Here is a 14,932-nt window from a genome sequence, read left to right on the forward strand (position 1 = left end):
GCATCCTTCACCTTAGATGTTGTTCGATCAACGTCATCGCATCCGTCAGCGTTGCCTGGTCGGGCAGCCAGTGGGGGTTGTGCTGACGCCGGAACCAGGTGCGTTGGCGTTTGGCGAACTGGCGGGTGCGTTGGCTGGTGATTCGCACCGCTTCTGTTGTGGTCAGGCTGCCGCCAATCATCTGCAGCGCTTCGCTGTAGCCGATGGTCTGCAGCAATGGCAGATCAGCGCCGTAGCGCTCGCTCAGGCGCTGGGTCTCGTCCACCAGCCCATCGCGGTAGAGCTGCTCGGTACGTTGCTGGATGCGTTGGCGCAGGTTGGCGGGGTTGAGGCCCAGTTCCAGCACCCGCCAGGGCGGAGGGGCGGCTGTGGCCTGCCGGCTCATCGGTTGCCCGGAGCCGTAGAGCACCTCAAGGGCGCGTTGGGTGCGCACGGCATCGGCAGGGGCGATTTTGGCAGCGGCCTTGGGGTCGGCGGCCTGCAGCAGGGGATGGCAGATCTGCTGGCCCAGGGCCGTCAGCTGCTGGCGCAGTTGCGGCTGGGGTGCCACGGCAGGAGGCTGAAGACCGCTGGTGAGGGCCTTGAGATAGAGGCCGCTGCCGCCCACCAGCAGCGCCACGTCCCGCTGCTCTAGAGCAGCGTTGATGCAGGGGGTGGCGATCGCCTGAAATTCCTGCAGCGTGATCGGCTGATCGGGCGTGCGCAGGTCCAGCAGATGGTGCGGTATCCGCGCCTGTTGCTCCGCCGTCGGCTTAGCGGTTCCGATGTCCATCTCCCTGTAGAGCTGGCGGGAATCCACGTTGAACACCGGCAGATCCAGCCGTTCGGCGATGTCCAACGCCAGGGCGGTCTTGCCGCTGGCGGTGGGCCCGAGCAGGGTGATCACCAGGGGGTTGGAGCTGTTCAAAGGGGTGAGGGGGTGCAGCCCGGCGTGGAATGGGCGCTGAGAGGCCTCTGCAAGCCTCTATAGACAGCCGGTGGTAGATTGACATTGTCAGGTCGAGGTTTAGGGCCGTTGCGCCCGCCCATGACCCGGTTTCCTGGCTTGAGACTTTCTGAATGAGCGACGCTTCCAAGGTCCAGAACGCCTACGGCGCCGAGCAGATTCAGGTGCTGGAGGGGCTTGAGCCCGTCCGCAAGCGCCCAGGCATGTACATCGGCTCCACCGGGCCGCGGGGTTTGCACCACCTGGTGTACGAGGTTGTTGATAACTCGGTGGATGAAGCCCTGGCGGGCCATTGCGACCGCATCGTTGTGGTCCTCGGTGAAGACGGCTCCGCCTCAGTGAGCGATAACGGCCGCGGCATTCCCACCGATGTGCACCCCCGCACCGGCAAGAGCGCCTTGGAGACAGTCCTCACGGTGCTGCACGCCGGCGGAAAATTTGGCGCCGGTGGTTACAAGGTTTCTGGCGGCCTCCACGGCGTTGGCGTTTCGGTGGTGAACGCCCTGAGCGAATGGGTGCAGGTGACGGTGCGAAGGCAGGGCCAGGTGCATCGCCAGCGTTTTGAGCGCGGCGCTGCCATCGGGGTGCTGGCGTCGGAGTCGCAGCCTGCAGCTGAATCCGGTGAGACCGGCACCACCGTCTGCTTCAAGCCCGACCTTGAAATCTTCACCGGCGGCATCGTCTTCGACTACGCCACTCTTTCGGCCCGTTTGAGGGAGCTGGCTTATCTGAACGGCGGCGTGAGGATTGTCTTCCGCGATGAGCGGGAGTCAGCCCGGGATGGGGAAGGCAATCCCCATGAGGAGACTTACTTCTACGAAGGCGGCATCAAGGAATACGTCGCCTACATGAACAAGGAGAAGGACGCCCTTCATCCGGACATCATTTACGTGAATTCCGAGAAGGATGGCGTCCAAGTGGAGGCAGCCCTGCAGTGGTGCTCCGATGCCTATTCCGACAGCATCCTTGGCTTCGCCAACAACATCCGCACCGTGGATGGCGGCACCCACATTGAAGGCTTGAAGACGGTGCTCACCCGCACCCTCAACGCCTTCGCCAAGAAGCTGGGCAAACGCAAGGAATCAGATTCCAATCTTGCGGGGGAGAACATCCGTGAAGGCCTGACGGCAGTGCTCTCGGTGAAGGTGCCGGAACCGGAATTCGAAGGTCAAACCAAGACCAAACTCGGCAACACCGAGGTGCGGGGCATCGTCGACAACCTGGTGGGAGAGGCCCTCAGTCAGTTCCTCGAGTTCAATCCCTCCGTCATCGGCCTGATCCTCGAGAAGGCGATCCAGGCGTTTAACGCCGCTGAGGCCGCCCGCCGGGCAAGGGAACTGGTGCGGCGCAAGAGCGTGCTGGAGAGCTCAACCCTGCCCGGAAAACTTGCTGATTGCAGCTCTCGCGATCCCGGCGAATCCGAGATCTACATCGTGGAGGGCGACTCCGCCGGTGGCTCGGCCAAGCAGGGCCGGGACCGTCGCTTCCAGGCGATCCTGCCGCTACGGGGCAAGATTCTCAACATCGAGAAAACAGACGACGCCAAGATCTACAAGAACACCGAGATTCAGGCGTTGATCACCGCTTTGGGTCTGGGGATCAAGGGTGAGGACTTCGATGTGAAGAACCTCCGTTACCACCGGGTCGTGATCATGACCGACGCCGACGTGGACGGCGCCCATATACGCACCCTGCTGCTCACCTTCTTCTACCGCTATCAGAAGGAGCTGGTGGAAGGCGGTTATATCTACATCGCCTGTCCGCCGCTCTACAAAGTTGAGCGCGGCAAGAACCACACCTATTGCTACAACGAAGGAGATCTGCAGAAGACCCTGGAGGGCTTCGGCGAGAAGGCCAATTACACGATCCAGCGCTTCAAGGGTCTTGGCGAAATGATGCCCAAGCAGCTCTGGGAAACCACCATGGATCCCACCACGCGCACGATGAAGCGGGTGGAGATCGAAGATGCCCTCGAGGCTGATCGCATCTTCACGATCCTGATGGGCGACAAGGTGGCGCCCCGCCGGGAATTCATCGAGACCCACAGCGCAGAGCTGGATATGGCGGCTCTCGACATTTGATGACGGCTGTTCGGACAGGGACTGTTTCGACGAGCAGTGTTCTGCGTTGGAGTTGGCTGTTGGGGGTGGCTCTGATGGCTCCTGCAGCTCTTCCGGCTGGAGGAGCTGATCGGCGTCAACCGCAGCCCCGTCGCCGTGCGGCCTCCGGCCCCCTGCACACCGCCGCCGATCAGCCCCTGCGGCTCAGCCCACTGGCCGTAGCTCCTCGGTTGAGCACCCTCGAAGCCGGCTCATCCCTGCGCTTGTTGCGGCATTGGTCTAACGCCGATGGCCAGGATTGGCTGCACGTACAGACGCTCTCTGGAGATCAACGCCGTGGCTGGCTCCGCGCCTGAGGCTGTCTTGGTGGGTCTTGGGGCGATCCCCGGGGCCTGGCTGCGCCTGAAGGTGGTGAACCACTTTCAGCCGATGGTGCCGAAGAAGCACTGGGGCACCTTTCTGGTGAATGTAGTGGCCTGTTTTGCCCTGGGCCTGGTGCTGGCGCTGAATGAAACCTGCACGGCGAGCACTGGTATCGCCTTGCTGATGGGTGTGGGCTTTTTCGGCAGTCTCAGCACTTTTTCCACCTTCGCCGTGGAGCTGCTCAACGAGCTGCGTGCTGGCCAGTTGCTGACGGCGTTGGTGCTGGCGGTGGCCTCCATTGGGGTCGGCCTGCTGGCCTGTGCAGTCGGTTACGGAATAGGGACCCATGCCTGAAGCGAAGCCCGGCCTGCAACTGGAATTGCTGGAGCTGTTGCTGGTTGGTGCCGGTGCCGTGCCCGGGGCCCTGCTGCGCTGGCAGCTGGCTCTATATCTAGGGGATCAGAACCTGCTGGTGAATGTTCTGGGGGCCGCCCTGTTGGGCTTCCTGTCCGGGCTCCCCGCCGCGCCACGGCGGCAGTTGCTGCTTGGCATTGGCTTTTGCGGTTCCGTGACCACCTTCAGTAGTTGGATGCTGGCGGCCGTGAAGCACCTCAGTGCTGGTGATTGGGCCGCCGCATTGGGCTTGATCGGGCTGACCCTCGGGCTGGGACTTGGCGCCGCAGCCCTGGGATTCAACCTCGGGCGACGGCTCAAGCCGCCAGAGCCGCCTCAATCGCCGACTTGAGGTCTTCAGGGGTGACGCCGCTCTTGAAGCGAGCGATCACGGTGCCGTTTTTGCCCACCAGGAACTTCTCGAAGTTCCACTCCACATCACCGGAGGGTTCCATCTGATTGAGGGTGGTGTAGGGCTCCGTGGTGCTGCCTTTGGCGTGCACCTTCTCGAACAGTTCGAAGTCAGCGCCGTAGGTGGTGGAGCAGAAGCTCTTGATTTCGTCCAGGCTGCCGGGCTCCTGGGCGCCGAAGTCGTTGCAGGGGAAGCCCAGCACCGCCAGGCCCTTGGCGGCATAGGCCTCATTGAGGGCCTGCAGACCCGCGTACTGCTTGGTGAAGCCACAGCGGCTGGCCACGTTCACGATCAGCAGCACCTTGCCGGCGTAATCGCCCAGGGATTTGCTGCTGCCGTCAGGGGTGGTGACGGAGACGGCACTGACGCTGATCGCCATGGTGAAACAAGGATGGAGCGCAGAGGTTAACCGGCTGTAACGGCCATACACTGGGCTCCCGGCCAGAGGGGCATGACGGAGGCATCGGGGCTGAGCAGTGCTGGCGTGAGCGTAGAGCCCGACTTGCTGGCCGAGGCGGTGTCCCATGAGCTCGCCGCGATCCTCCAGGCGGGCAATTACGACGCGGTGAAGCTGCTGCTGGAACCGGTGCAGCCGGTGGACATTGCTGAAGCGATTGGCAATCTCCCTGCCAATTTGCAGGCCATTGCCTTTCGCCTGCTCAGCAAGGACGAAGCCATCAGTGTTTATGAGTACCTCGATACGGCCACCCAACAGAGCCTGCTGAGCCTGCTTCGTTCCGGTGAGATGCGTGAGGTGGTGGAGGAGATGTCACCGGATGATCGTGCCCGGTTGTTTGAGGAGCTGCCGGCCAAGGTGGTGCGTCAGTTGCTCACTGAGCTCAGTCCCGATGAGCGCAAGGTGACCGCTGAGTTGCTGGGATACCGCGCGGAGACGGCCGGTCGCTTGATGACGACCGAGTACATCGCCTTCAAGGAAAACCAGACTGCTGGCGTTGCGCTGGAGATCGTGCGGCGTCGTGCCCGCGACACCGAGACGATTTATTCCCTTTATGTGACGGACGCCGAGCGACGCCTTACTGGGATCCTGTCGCTGCGGGATCTGGTGACGGCAGATCCCCAGGCCCGCATCGGTGATGTGATGACCGAGGAGGTGCTCAGCGTCAGCACCGACACGGATCAGGAGAAGGTGGCCCGCACGATCCAGCGCTACGACTTCCTCGCCGTGCCCGTGGTGGACCTGGAACAGCGTCTGGTGGGGATCGTCACGGTGGACGATGTGATCGACGTGATCGAGCAGGAGGCCACCCGTGATCTCTACGCCGCCGGTGCGGTTCAGGCCGGCGATGACGACGATTACTTCAGCAGCAACCTGTTCACCGTTGCCCGGCGCCGCGTGGTTTGGCTTGCGGTGCTGGTGCTGGCCAGCTTCTTCACCTCGGAAGTGATCGCCGCTAATGAAGACGTTCTGCAGCGGGTGGTCTTGCTGGCGGCGTTCATCCCCCTGCTGGGTGGCACCGGCGGCAACGTGGGGGCCCAGAGCTCCACAGTGGTGATCCGTGGTTTGAGCACCCAGAGCATCTCCAGCCTCGGACCCTTGCGGGCGATTGGCCGCGAAGCCATGGCCGGGGCGTTGCTGGGCGTGTTGATGATGCTGCTGGTGGTTCCCTTCGCTTGGTGGCGCGGGGAAAGCGCTTTGGTTGGCCTCTCGGTAGGGATGAGCTTGCTGGCGATCACCACCCTGGCGGCGACAGCCGGTGCAGCGTTTCCGCTGCTGTTTGACCGCATGGGTCTGGATCCGGCTCTGATGTCCACGCCCTTCATCACCACGTGCACCGACGTGGCTGGCACGTTGATCTACCTGAAGACGGCGGGGTGGCTGCTGGTCCACCTGCCGCAGCTGGTGCAAGCCACAGGTATTTCTACCCATTTCTTTGCTTTCGCCGTTTTCTGAGAGTCTGTTTACGTTTCTTAGGAGTACTCTTCACATAACTAAAAGAAGCGCCCCATGGCTCCGGCTGCGACCGCTGCTTCCAAGCCCAAAACCTCTGTGAAGACGGCAAAAGCCGTCACGGCTGACGTTGATCTGGTTCGTTCCTATCTGCGAGACATTGGCCGTGTGCCCCTTCTGACCCACGAGCAGGAGATCACCCTGGGACGGCAAGTCCAGGAACTGATGGATTTGGAGTCACTCGAGTCTGAGCTGAAGAGCAAGGCCGGTGAGAAGCCCAGTCGCGACCAGCTTGCCAAGGCCTCAGGTCTGTCCTCGATACAGCTGAAGCGCAAGCTTCAGCACGGTCGCCGCGCCAAGGAGCGGATGGTGGCTGCCAATCTCCGACTTGTGGTTAGCGTTGCAAAGAAATACACCAAACGGAACATGGAACTCCTGGACCTGATCCAGGAAGGAACCATCGGTTTGGTGCGCGGCGTCGAGAAGTTTGATCCCACCCGCGGTTACAAGTTCTCCACCTACGCCTATTGGTGGATTCGTCAGGGGATTACACGGGCTATCGCGGAAAAGAGCCGCACGATCCGGCTTCCGATCCACATCACCGAGATGCTGAACAAGCTCAAGAAGGGTCAGCGAGAGCTGAGCCAGGAGCTGGGACGCACACCCACCGTCACCGAGTTGGCTGAGTTCGTTGAGCTGCCTGAGGACGACGTCAAGGATCTGATGTGCCGTGCCCGTCAGCCCGTCAGTCTTGAAATGAAGGTTGGTGATGGTGACGACACTGAACTTCTTGAATTGCTTTCCGGAGATGGCGATTTGCCTAGCGATCAAGTGGAAGAGGACTGCTTGAAGGGTGATCTCCGCAGCCTGTTGGGGCAATTGCCTCACTTGCAGGAGCAGGTGTTGCGCATGCGTTACGGCATGGATGGGGAAGATCCGATGAGCCTCACGGGAATCGGTCGGATCCTGGGCATGAGCCGCGACCGTGTTCGCAACCTCGAGCGCGATGGTTTGGCCGGTCTGCGCCGGGTTAGTGATCAGGTGGAGGCCTACGTCGCCTGCTGACTTCAATTCTTGTTGATCAGCCTTTGCAGCACCGGATTGACCTTATCCGGTGCTTCGTCGTGGGGACAGTGGCCTGCGTTTTGAACCACTGACAGGGATTGAACGCAGTTCAGCGTCTGGGCCCAGCGCTCGGCTTCAGCAATTGGCTCCCAGGGATCAAGTTCGCCCCAGATCAGATCGACGGGGAGCTTGAGCTCTTCCATCAGTTGTGGTGCCAAGTAATCGTCGAAAAGATTGATGAATCCGCGAAAGGCTTCGGCGGCACCTTCGCGTTGGGTGGGTTGGAACAACAGATTCACCAGGTCGTCGTCGATGTTGGCGCCACTGGGATAGGCCTGCTTCAACACGCTGCGGATCACGCCGGGCCGCGCTGCATTGCGGAACAGCGCAGTGCTGAGCCAACGCTGCCGCACCATTGTTTTCAACAGCGGCCGAATCCAGGCCATCCAGGCTGGTTGTGTGGCCAGTTGCTTGTCGTCCATCAAGCGCTGGGCGCAGTCGATCAGCACCACGCCACGGCAGCGCTCGCCCAGCAGTTGTGCGGCTCGCAGGGCAACGACCCCGCCAATCGAGTTGCCCACCAGTCGCACCGGGCGATCGATGACTTGGCGGCAGAAGTCAGCCACCTGTTGGCCCCACAGATCAAAGCCGTAATGAACGGCATCCGCTGAAACGGACTCATCCTTCAAGCGAGCCCGAGGCTGATCGCTGCGCCCGAAACCGAGCAGATCGATGGCGTAGGTGGGCAGCAGTTCGGCCAGCACCGGTTGGTTGAAACGCCAGTGATTGGTGTTGGCCCCGAAGCCATGAATCAGGAGCACGGCCACTTCGGCATTGGGGTCGCCCATCAGGCTCCAGCCAATGGATCGCTCGTTCCAGCTCCAGAGGTTGTGGCTTGGGCTCACGCCTTTGCTTGCTTCGCCACTGCATCCTGGCGAGCCCATGGCGTGGACTGAGGCTTGCTGCGCGTTGGCTCGTCGGACCTGTCAAGTTGGTGCAGTGCTACGCGTGACCCCCTTGCCTGCACCGGAGCTGTTGCCCTTGCTCGAGGCTGTCGGCCGGGTGCTGCTGGGCAAAGAGCACCAAGTGCGCCTGGCCTTCAATTGTTTGTTGGTCGGTGGTCATCTGCTGATTGAAGACCGCCCGGGGATGGGGAAATCGACCCTGGCTGAAGCCTTGGGTAGGGTCTTTGCCCTCGCCTTCAAGCGGGTGAGTTTCACTAGTGATCTGTTGCCGGCGGACCTCACGGGCTTGAACGTGTTCAATCCGGCGGAGGCCAGTTTCCGCTTTCAGCCCGGCCCGCTGTTCACGCAGGTGTTGCTGGCCGATGAGATCAATCGCGCCAGTCCTCGCACCCAGAGTGCCCTGCTTGAGGCGATGGCCGCTGGTCGCGTCAGCGTTGATGGCGTCAGCAATTCCTTGCCCGAGCCTTTTTTTGTGATCGCCACCCAGAACAGCCTCGATCAGGTGGGCACCAGCCCCTTGCCGGAGGCTCAGCTGGACCGTTTCTTGATGCGGCTGAGCCTGGGTTTTCCCGATCGTGCCTCTGAACGGGCGTTGCTTTGCGCTGGGTTTGATCCAACCTTCGATAGCTCACTGCCTCGGTTGGCTCCGGAGGCCCTGCAGCTCCTGCAGCACTGTTGTTCTGCCCAGCACTGCTCCGAGCTTCTGATCGACTACGTCCTTGACCTGGTGGAGGTCAGTCGTCAGAGGCATCTTGGTCTCTCTCCGCGGGCCAGTCAGGGCCTCTTGGCAGCTGCTCGCGCCTGGTCGCTGCTGGACGGCCGTGATCATGTGGTGATTGACGATGTTCAGGCCGTGTTGCCGGCGGTGGTGGAGCATCGCCTGGATGCCGGTTGTCCCGCTCGTCATGGCGCACCGCACAGTGAAGCCCTTGTTCAGGCCGTCCCGACCTTGCGCTGAATTGAAGCTGGGGCATCGCAGCCTTTACATCATTCCCAGTCGCTTCGGTGCGCTCTGGATTGCGGCAGCGGGCCTGTTGCTGCTGGTGGCCATTCAGACGGGAAGCAACAGCACCCTGCTGCTGGCTTTCCTGATGTTTGGGTTGATGTTGCTGGCCATGTTTCTCACCCACGACACACTTCAGGGGCTCACCCTCCGCTGTGGTCAGCCATCACCGGCATTTGGCGATGAGCCTGCCGACTACCTGTTGCGGTTGGAGAGCTACACAGCTCGGCCCCGGTGCAGCTTGCGTGTTCAGGGGCATCCGGTGGTGGTATGTGATCGCATCGCCGCGGGAACCACGACCCTCGCTCTCTCCTGGGTGGCGGAGCATCGGGGCTGGCAGCTGCCGCCCCCCGTGCAGATCGAGACCATTGAGCCGCTCGGGTTGTTCATCTGTTGGGGGCGTTGGCAGCCCCAACAGCTGCAGTTGATCTGCCCGCGGTGCGGTGTCTGGTCTGTCTCCGGAGCTGGATCCCCTCAGCATTGCTGAGCTGGCGCTGGTGGATGGCTCGGCAGCGCGGGTTTTGCTGCCGGATGCTCAACCCCTGCCGACGGATGCCTATTGGCGGGTGTTGGTGCATGAGCAGTTCGATGGCCGCCGCTGGCAGCACCGGGATCCTCCCGTTCCTCGGGGTGGGTTGGGTGAATCAACGGTTAGGGAAGGAACCAGCCAGTGGTGGGTCGTGGAGCCCTCAGCCACCAGGGCCGTCCCCTGGAATGGCTCTGCCTTGCCGACTTCCCCGGATCAGTGGATCACTCCGGAAGGAGAGCTGCTGGTTGGTGCTGCATCGCGCCAGCGCCGGTCCTTTCGCCTGCAGTCCGCCGAAAAGTTGGCGGCCTGGCAGCAGCGCCCCCCCCTCCTGGGGAACGGCAGTCGCCCCCTGATTCCTTGCCCAGACTGAATACTTTGGCCCGAGAGTTCCGAGCGCTACCCACGGGGCGTGAACGGTTGGAGGCGTTGGAGGGTTGGTTTCGGCGTCAGCCCTTCCGCTACAGCCTTCACCCCGGTTCGGTTGCTGATCTGGATGCCTTTTTGTTCGATCAGCAGGTGGGGTTCTGCGGCCACTACGCCAGTGCCCTTGCCGCTTTGATGCGGGCGGCCGATTTGCCGGCGCGGGTGGTGAGTGGATACCAGGGTGGGCATGTGGTGCGACCGCTAGCGGCAGTTCATATCTGGAGTTGCGCCAGAGCGATGCCCATGCCTGGGTTGAGCTGTGGTTGGAAGGGGAAGGTTGGCAGCGGGTGGATCCCACCCGTTGGGCGAGAAATATGGGTTTGCCTGCTGCTGCAGTGGCTGCTGAGTCAGGGCAGCGGCTTGAGCAGAAGGTGCCCTGGTGGCGCTGGCTCCAATGGCAGTGGTGGAGCCTGGATCTGGCCTGGACGCGCTGGTGGTTGAGTTTCGATCAAGCCAGTCAGCAAGCCTGGCTGCAGCTTCTGTTTGGTGCGCAGCTGCAGTGGTTGGGTGTGGCGATTGTTGTGGGTGGCTTCGCGGCCGTTGCAGCTGGTTGGCTGTTGCTGCGGCTTGTACTCCAGCCTCGTGCCCCGCTGGCGCAGTCACTTCGCCTTCTGGCTCGTCGGGGTGTGCTCCCAATGAAGGGGGAAAGCTTTCCCGCTCTCTGTGGGCGAGCCGCGAGGATGCACCCCGATCTGGCCCCGCTGCTTCAGGCCATGGCGGATCAGCAACAGCAGCTTGCCCATGCCCCGCTCACCGCATCCCAGCGCCCGCACCATTCACGCCAGTGGCGGCAACTCCGCTCCAGGCTTGCTCAACAACTCCGTTGAATTGAGCGCTTGCCTGCTCAGCTGGTGGCAGGCCCATGGCCGGCGTGATCCCGTGCAGAAGCCTTGGATGTTCAAGCCAGCCGGGACTTGGCCTGAAGCGGTTCACCAACTTGATCCCTACGGCATTTGGATTGCTGAGGTGATGCTGCAGCAGACCCAGTTGGCCGTGGCGCTTCCCTATTGGATGCGTTGGATGGAGGCATTTCCAACTGTCGAAACGTTGGCAGCGGCGTCCCTGGATGAGGTGCGGCTGCAGTGGCAGGGCCTCGGGTATTACTCCCGGGTCCGCCGGCTGCATGAGGCGGCGCAGCGGTTGGTGGGCCGACCGTGGCCGCGCAGCTTGGAGGAGTGGATGGCGTTGCCTGGCATCGGCCGCACCACCGCCGGCAGCATCCTCTCCAGTGCCTTCAATCTCCGGCTGCCGATCCTGGATGGCAACGTAAAACGGGTGCTGGCGCGCTTGACGGCCCATGCGCGCCCGCCGGCCCGTGACGATGCCTTGTTCTGGTGCTGGAGTGAGGCTCTGCTTGATCCGGTTCGGGCACGGGATACCAACCAGGCCTTGATGGATCTGGGGGCCACGCTCTGCACCCCCCGCCAGCCGGCCTGTCACCGCTGCCCCTGGCACTCCCAGTGCGCTGCCTACGCTTCCGGCGATCCCTGCCGCTGGCCCGTGACCAATGCCCCCAAGCCCCTGCCCTTCCAGGTGATCGGTGTGGGTGTCGTGCTCAACGCTGCCGGGGAGGTGTTGATCGACCAGCGCCTAGAGGAAGGCCTGCTGGGGGGAATGTGGGAGTTCCCCGGTGGCAAACAAGAACAAGGCGAAACGATCGAAACCTGCATTGCCCGCGAGTTGAAGGAGGAGCTCGGCATTGCGGTGACAGTGGGCGCTGAACTGATCACCGTTGATCACGCCTACAGCCACAAGAAGTTGCGCTTTGTGGTGCATCTCTGCGACTGGATGTCGGGGGAGCCGCAGCCCCTTGCCAGTCAGCAGGTGCGTTGGGTGCGCCCAGATGACCTGGTGGATTACGCCTTTCCGGCCGCCAATGCTCGGATCATTGAGGCGTTGCTTGGCAGCTTGGAAAGCTCTGCCCACCCTTAAAGAAGGTCCTGATGCGGTCGGATGGCGCTTGGTTCCGTTGTCGTCTGTCTCGGTGAAGCTCTGATCGATCGGCTTGGGCCGCCTGGAGGTGACCCGGCGGTCGATCATCCGCTGGACGACCGTCTGGGAGGAGCGCCAGCGAATGTGGCCTGTGGCTTGGCTCGCTTGGGCACCCCCGTGGCGTTTGCCGGTCGCTTGGGGCAGGACGCTATCGGCGAGGCTTTTTCCAGCTTGTTTGCTAAGCGTGGTGTCGACACCACGCTCCTGCAGCGGGATGCCAAGTGCCCTAGTCGCATCGTGCTAGTTCGTCGCTCGCTTGATGGTGAACGGCAGTTTCAGGGTTTTGCTGGCGATGAAGGGGCCGGTTTCGCGGACCAGGCTCTTGAGCCGGTTGCTCTGCCCGAGGTTCAATGGTTGTTGATCGGCACCCTTCCGTTGGCGTCAACAGCGTCGGCCGCGGCTTTGTTCTCTGCCGCGCGCCAGGCCCGGAGCCAGGGCACCGCGCTTGCCCTTGATGTGAACTGGCGCCCCACGTTTTGGGATGCCACCGCTGATGCCGAGGCCGGTCCGTCTTCAGCAGCGAAGGATGCGATTCAACCGCTTCTGGAGCAGGCGGCTCTGATCAAGTTGGCGCGGGAGGAAGCACTTTGGTTCTTCAACACTGACGATCCCGGTTCAATTCAGCAGTCCTTGTCCCAGCGGCCGGACGTCGTGGTCACCGATGGAGCATCTCCGGTGCTCTGGCAATTGGGTGACGAATCAGGGCAGCAGGCTGCGTTTCAGCCCCCCAGCGTCGTTGACACCACCGGTGCTGGTGATGCCTTCACGGCCGGTCTGTTGCACCGGTGGGCCGCCGCTCCCCAGGAGCGCGTCCGTTTTGCGGCCGCCTGTGGTGCCCTGGTCTGTGGCGGCGCCGGTGGCATTGATCCCCAGCCAACGCAGGCTCAGGTTGAGGCCTTTCTGGGAGGGGTGAGCTGAGCCAGCCGCCCTTCGTCTTGATGGTGTAACTCCAGGAGCCAGGCCTCGGCCAGATCGAGCCCCAGCCGTTCCGGCCACTCCACCGCCATCAACGCCCCCGCCGCGCGCGCCTCTTCTTCTTCCTGAAGAAACAGCTCATCTGCGGAGGTCGGTTGTTCCAGCCGATAGAGATCGAGGTGCACCAGCTGCGGTGATCCCTGGGGGTAGTGCTGTGCCAAAGCAAAGGTGGGACTGGTGATCGGCTCGGTGATCCCGAGGCCTTCGGCCAGGCCTTGCACCAACGATGTTTTGCCGGCCCCGAGGGGACCGCTGAGGAGAAGAATTGCTCCCCGTGGAAGTTCCCGAGCGAGGGATCGGCCCAGGGCCTGCGTCGTCTCAAGGGTCTCAAGAGCCCAGACAAGCCCTGTAGAGTCCGTTTCAAGCGAGCCCGAAGCCTCGGCGTCTCTGCAGATATCCAACTCCACGATTCCTTAGGGAGCACCGAAACCATGGTGGCAGCGCCCACATCCCCAGCTGAGCTGAAGCTCGGCGTAGATTGCGTCATTGCCGATATCAACCTGGCCGACTTCGGCCGCAAGGAGCTCGACATTGCCGAGACCGAGATGCCCGGTCTGATGGCGCTGCGAGAGAAGTACGGCAGCGAGAAGCCCCTGAAGGGCGCCCGCATCGCCGGCTCCCTGCACATGACGATTCAGACCGCGGTTCTGATCGAGACCCTGGTGGAGCTCGGGGCCGAAGTGCGCTGGGCCTCCTGCAACATTTTCTCCACCCAGGACCACGCTGCTGCTGCTATCGCCGCCAAGGGCATCCCCGTCTTCGCCGTCAAAGGCGAGACCCTGGAGGAGTACTGGGATTACACCCACAGCATCCTTGAGTGGGGTGATGGTGGTTCTCCCAACATGATCCTGGACGACGGCGGCGATGCCACCGGTCTGGTGATGCTTGGCAGCAAGGCCGAGCAGGACATCACCGTTCTGGATAACCCCGGCAACGAAGAGGAGACCTTCCTGTTCGCCTCGATCAAGAAAAAGCTGGCCCAGGACCCAACTTTCTATTCGCGCACCAAGGCCCAAATCCAGGGTGTGACCGAGGAGACCACCACGGGCGTGGCACGTCTCTACAAGATGCAGAAGAGCGGTGAGCTGCCTTTCCCCGCCATCAACGTCAACGACTCGGTCACCAAGAGCAAGTTCGACAACCTTTACGGCTGCCGCGAGTCGCTGGTGGACAGCATCAAGCGCGCCACTGACGTGATGGTGGCTGGCAAGCAGGCCCTCGTGATCGGCTACGGCGATGTGGGCAAGGGTTCGGCCCAGTCCCTGCGTGGTCTGGGTGCCACCGTCTGCATTGCAGAAGTGGATCCGATATGCGCCCTGCAGGCCGCCATGGAGGGTTACCGCGTGGTGCGTCTGGAAGACGTGGTCGAAGACATGGATATCTTCGTCACCGCCACCGGCAACTACCAGGTGATCCGCAACGAGCACCTGGTGAAGATGAAGGATGAGGCGATCGTCTGCAACATCGGCCACTTCGACAACGAGATCGATGTCGCCTCCCTCAAGGAGTACGAGTGGGAGAACATCAAGCCGCAGGTCGACCACATCACCTTGCCCAGCGGCAACCGGATCATCCTGCTGGCTGAAGGCCGTCTGGTGAACCTGGGATGCGCCACCGGCCACCCCAGCTTTGTGATGAGCAACTCCTTCACCAACCAGGTGCTGGCTCAGATCGAGCTGTTCACCAAGGGCGATGAGTACGCCAAAGAGGTGTACGTGCTGCCCAAGCATCTCGACGAGATGGTGGCCCGCCTTCACCTCGGTCGCATCGGCGCCAATCTCACCGAGCTCAGCAAGGATCAGGCCGACTACATCAACGTTCCTGTGGAAGGCCCCTACAAGCCCGACCACTACCGCTACTGATCACGATCCTGCGGATCGGAATCTGATTCTCACGG

17 protein-coding genes and 1 pseudogene are annotated in these 14,932 nt (G+C 62.3%); 14 read left to right on the forward strand and 4 right to left on the reverse strand.

The genetic code is table 11. From position 1 onward, the window contains the following. Nucleotides 1-7 precede the first annotated feature (7 nt). A complete protein-coding gene (gene miaA / locus SYNCC9605_RS00450) occupies nucleotides 8-907 on the reverse strand; it encodes a tRNA (adenosine(37)-N6)-dimethylallyltransferase MiaA (protein ID WP_011363125.1) in 900 nt (299 codons plus the stop codon). A gap of 152 nt (nucleotides 908-1,059) precedes the next feature. On the opposite strand from miaA, the gene gyrB reads away from it, so the two are divergent. From gyrB to SYNCC9605_RS00470, 4 genes are read left to right on the forward strand one after another with little or no spacing between them, the layout of a single operon-like run. Next, the gene (gene gyrB, locus SYNCC9605_RS00455; protein ID WP_011363126.1) at nucleotides 1,060-3,027 is read left to right on the forward strand and encodes a DNA topoisomerase (ATP-hydrolyzing) subunit B; all 1,968 of its coding nucleotides are present in this window, start codon (nucleotides 1,060-1,062) and stop codon (nucleotides 3,025-3,027) included. Continuing rightward, complete coding sequence (locus tag SYNCC9605_RS00460; RefSeq protein WP_011363127.1) at nucleotides 3,027-3,362, forward strand: hypothetical protein; 336 nt, start codon at nucleotides 3,027-3,029, stop codon at nucleotides 3,360-3,362. The genes gyrB and SYNCC9605_RS00460 overlap by 1 nt, the downstream gene beginning before the upstream one ends. Further along, a complete protein-coding gene (locus tag SYNCC9605_RS00465) occupies nucleotides 3,343-3,723 on the forward strand; it encodes a FluC/FEX family fluoride channel (protein WP_011363128.1) in 381 nt (126 codons plus the stop codon). Before SYNCC9605_RS00460 ends, SYNCC9605_RS00465 begins: the two co-directional genes overlap by 20 nt. Next, nucleotides 3,716-4,114: a FluC/FEX family fluoride channel gene (locus SYNCC9605_RS00470; protein ID WP_011363129.1), complete on the forward strand. Its 399-nt coding sequence runs from the start codon at nucleotides 3,716-3,718 to the stop codon at nucleotides 4,112-4,114. Before SYNCC9605_RS00465 ends, SYNCC9605_RS00470 begins: the two co-directional genes overlap by 8 nt. Here the strand turns inward: SYNCC9605_RS00470 and SYNCC9605_RS00475 are convergent. After that, the gene (locus tag SYNCC9605_RS00475) at nucleotides 4,080-4,553 is read right to left on the reverse strand and encodes a glutathione peroxidase (RefSeq protein ID WP_041434314.1); all 474 of its coding nucleotides are present in this window, start codon (nucleotides 4,551-4,553) and stop codon (nucleotides 4,080-4,082) included. The genes SYNCC9605_RS00470 and SYNCC9605_RS00475 overlap by 35 nt on opposite strands. A 72-nt stretch (nucleotides 4,554-4,625) precedes the next feature. Between SYNCC9605_RS00475 and mgtE the strand changes: the two genes are divergently transcribed. Continuing rightward, nucleotides 4,626-6,086 carry a magnesium transporter gene (gene mgtE / locus SYNCC9605_RS00480; RefSeq protein WP_011363131.1) on the forward strand — a complete coding sequence of 487 codons (1,461 nt, stop codon included), beginning with the start codon at nucleotides 4,626-4,628 and terminating at the stop codon, nucleotides 6,084-6,086. Nucleotides 6,087-6,140: 54 nt separating this feature from the next. Continuing rightward, the gene (locus SYNCC9605_RS00485) at nucleotides 6,141-7,148 is read left to right on the forward strand and encodes an RpoD/SigA family RNA polymerase sigma factor (RefSeq protein WP_011363132.1); all 1,008 of its coding nucleotides are present in this window, start codon (nucleotides 6,141-6,143) and stop codon (nucleotides 7,146-7,148) included. A gap of 2 nt (nucleotides 7,149-7,150) precedes the next feature. Here SYNCC9605_RS00485 and SYNCC9605_RS00490 read toward each other — a convergent pair whose 3' ends face one another. Beyond that, nucleotides 7,151-8,092 carry an alpha/beta fold hydrolase gene (locus tag SYNCC9605_RS00490; RefSeq protein ID WP_374699856.1) on the reverse strand — a complete coding sequence of 314 codons (942 nt, stop codon included), beginning with the start codon at nucleotides 8,090-8,092 and terminating at the stop codon, nucleotides 7,151-7,153. A gap of 64 nt (nucleotides 8,093-8,156) precedes the next feature. On the opposite strand from SYNCC9605_RS00490, the gene SYNCC9605_RS00495 reads away from it, so the two are divergent. The 7 genes and pseudogenes from SYNCC9605_RS00495 to SYNCC9605_RS00520 all read left to right on the forward strand — a co-directional run bounded on the left by SYNCC9605_RS00495 (nucleotide 8,157) and on the right by SYNCC9605_RS00520 (nucleotide 12,978). After that, entirely contained in the window at nucleotides 8,157-9,071 is a 915-nt protein-coding gene (locus tag SYNCC9605_RS00495) for an AAA family ATPase (RefSeq protein ID WP_257929715.1), read from the forward strand. Then, nucleotides 9,019-9,603, forward strand: coding sequence for a hypothetical protein (locus SYNCC9605_RS00500; RefSeq protein WP_156782932.1), 585 nt, complete (start codon nucleotides 9,019-9,021; stop codon nucleotides 9,601-9,603). Before SYNCC9605_RS00495 ends, SYNCC9605_RS00500 begins: the two co-directional genes overlap by 53 nt. Beyond that, entirely contained in the window at nucleotides 9,560-10,015 is a 456-nt protein-coding gene (locus tag SYNCC9605_RS00505) for a DUF3488 domain-containing protein (RefSeq protein ID WP_041434315.1), read from the forward strand. The genes SYNCC9605_RS00500 and SYNCC9605_RS00505 overlap by 44 nt, the downstream gene beginning before the upstream one ends. Before the next feature lie 56 nt (nucleotides 10,016-10,071). Continuing rightward, nucleotides 10,072-10,200, forward strand: a pseudogene (locus SYNCC9605_RS15745) (hypothetical protein); the annotation flags it as partial. Between the two features lie 41 nt (nucleotides 10,201-10,241). Beyond that, nucleotides 10,242-10,895, forward strand: coding sequence for a transglutaminase family protein (locus SYNCC9605_RS15315; protein WP_257930044.1), 654 nt, complete (start codon nucleotides 10,242-10,244; stop codon nucleotides 10,893-10,895). Further along, nucleotides 10,810-12,000: an 8-oxo-dGTP diphosphatase MutT gene (mutT, locus tag SYNCC9605_RS00515; RefSeq protein WP_011363135.1), complete on the forward strand. Its 1,191-nt coding sequence runs from the start codon at nucleotides 10,810-10,812 to the stop codon at nucleotides 11,998-12,000. Before SYNCC9605_RS15315 ends, mutT begins: the two co-directional genes overlap by 86 nt. Before the next feature lie 21 nt (nucleotides 12,001-12,021). After that, nucleotides 12,022-12,978, forward strand: a complete 957-nt coding sequence (locus SYNCC9605_RS00520; RefSeq protein ID WP_011363136.1) for a carbohydrate kinase family protein — start codon at nucleotides 12,022-12,024, stop codon at nucleotides 12,976-12,978. On the opposite strand, the gene tsaE is transcribed toward SYNCC9605_RS00520, so the two are convergent. Beyond that, nucleotides 12,945-13,436, reverse strand: coding sequence for a tRNA (adenosine(37)-N6)-threonylcarbamoyltransferase complex ATPase subunit type 1 TsaE (gene tsaE / locus SYNCC9605_RS00525; RefSeq protein WP_011363137.1), 492 nt, complete (start codon nucleotides 13,434-13,436; stop codon nucleotides 12,945-12,947). The genes SYNCC9605_RS00520 and tsaE overlap by 34 nt on opposite strands. 30 nt (nucleotides 13,437-13,466) lie before the next feature. On the opposite strand from tsaE, the gene ahcY reads away from it, so the two are divergent. Next, nucleotides 13,467-14,897 carry an adenosylhomocysteinase gene (gene ahcY, locus SYNCC9605_RS00530; protein WP_011363138.1) on the forward strand — a complete coding sequence of 477 codons (1,431 nt, stop codon included), beginning with the start codon at nucleotides 13,467-13,469 and terminating at the stop codon, nucleotides 14,895-14,897. Nucleotides 14,898-14,932: the final 35 nt, after the last annotated feature.

The sequence above is a fragment of the Synechococcus sp. CC9605 genome (assembly GCF_000012625.1).
Taxonomy (GTDB): domain Bacteria; phylum Cyanobacteriota; class Cyanobacteriia; order PCC-6307; family Cyanobiaceae; genus Parasynechococcus.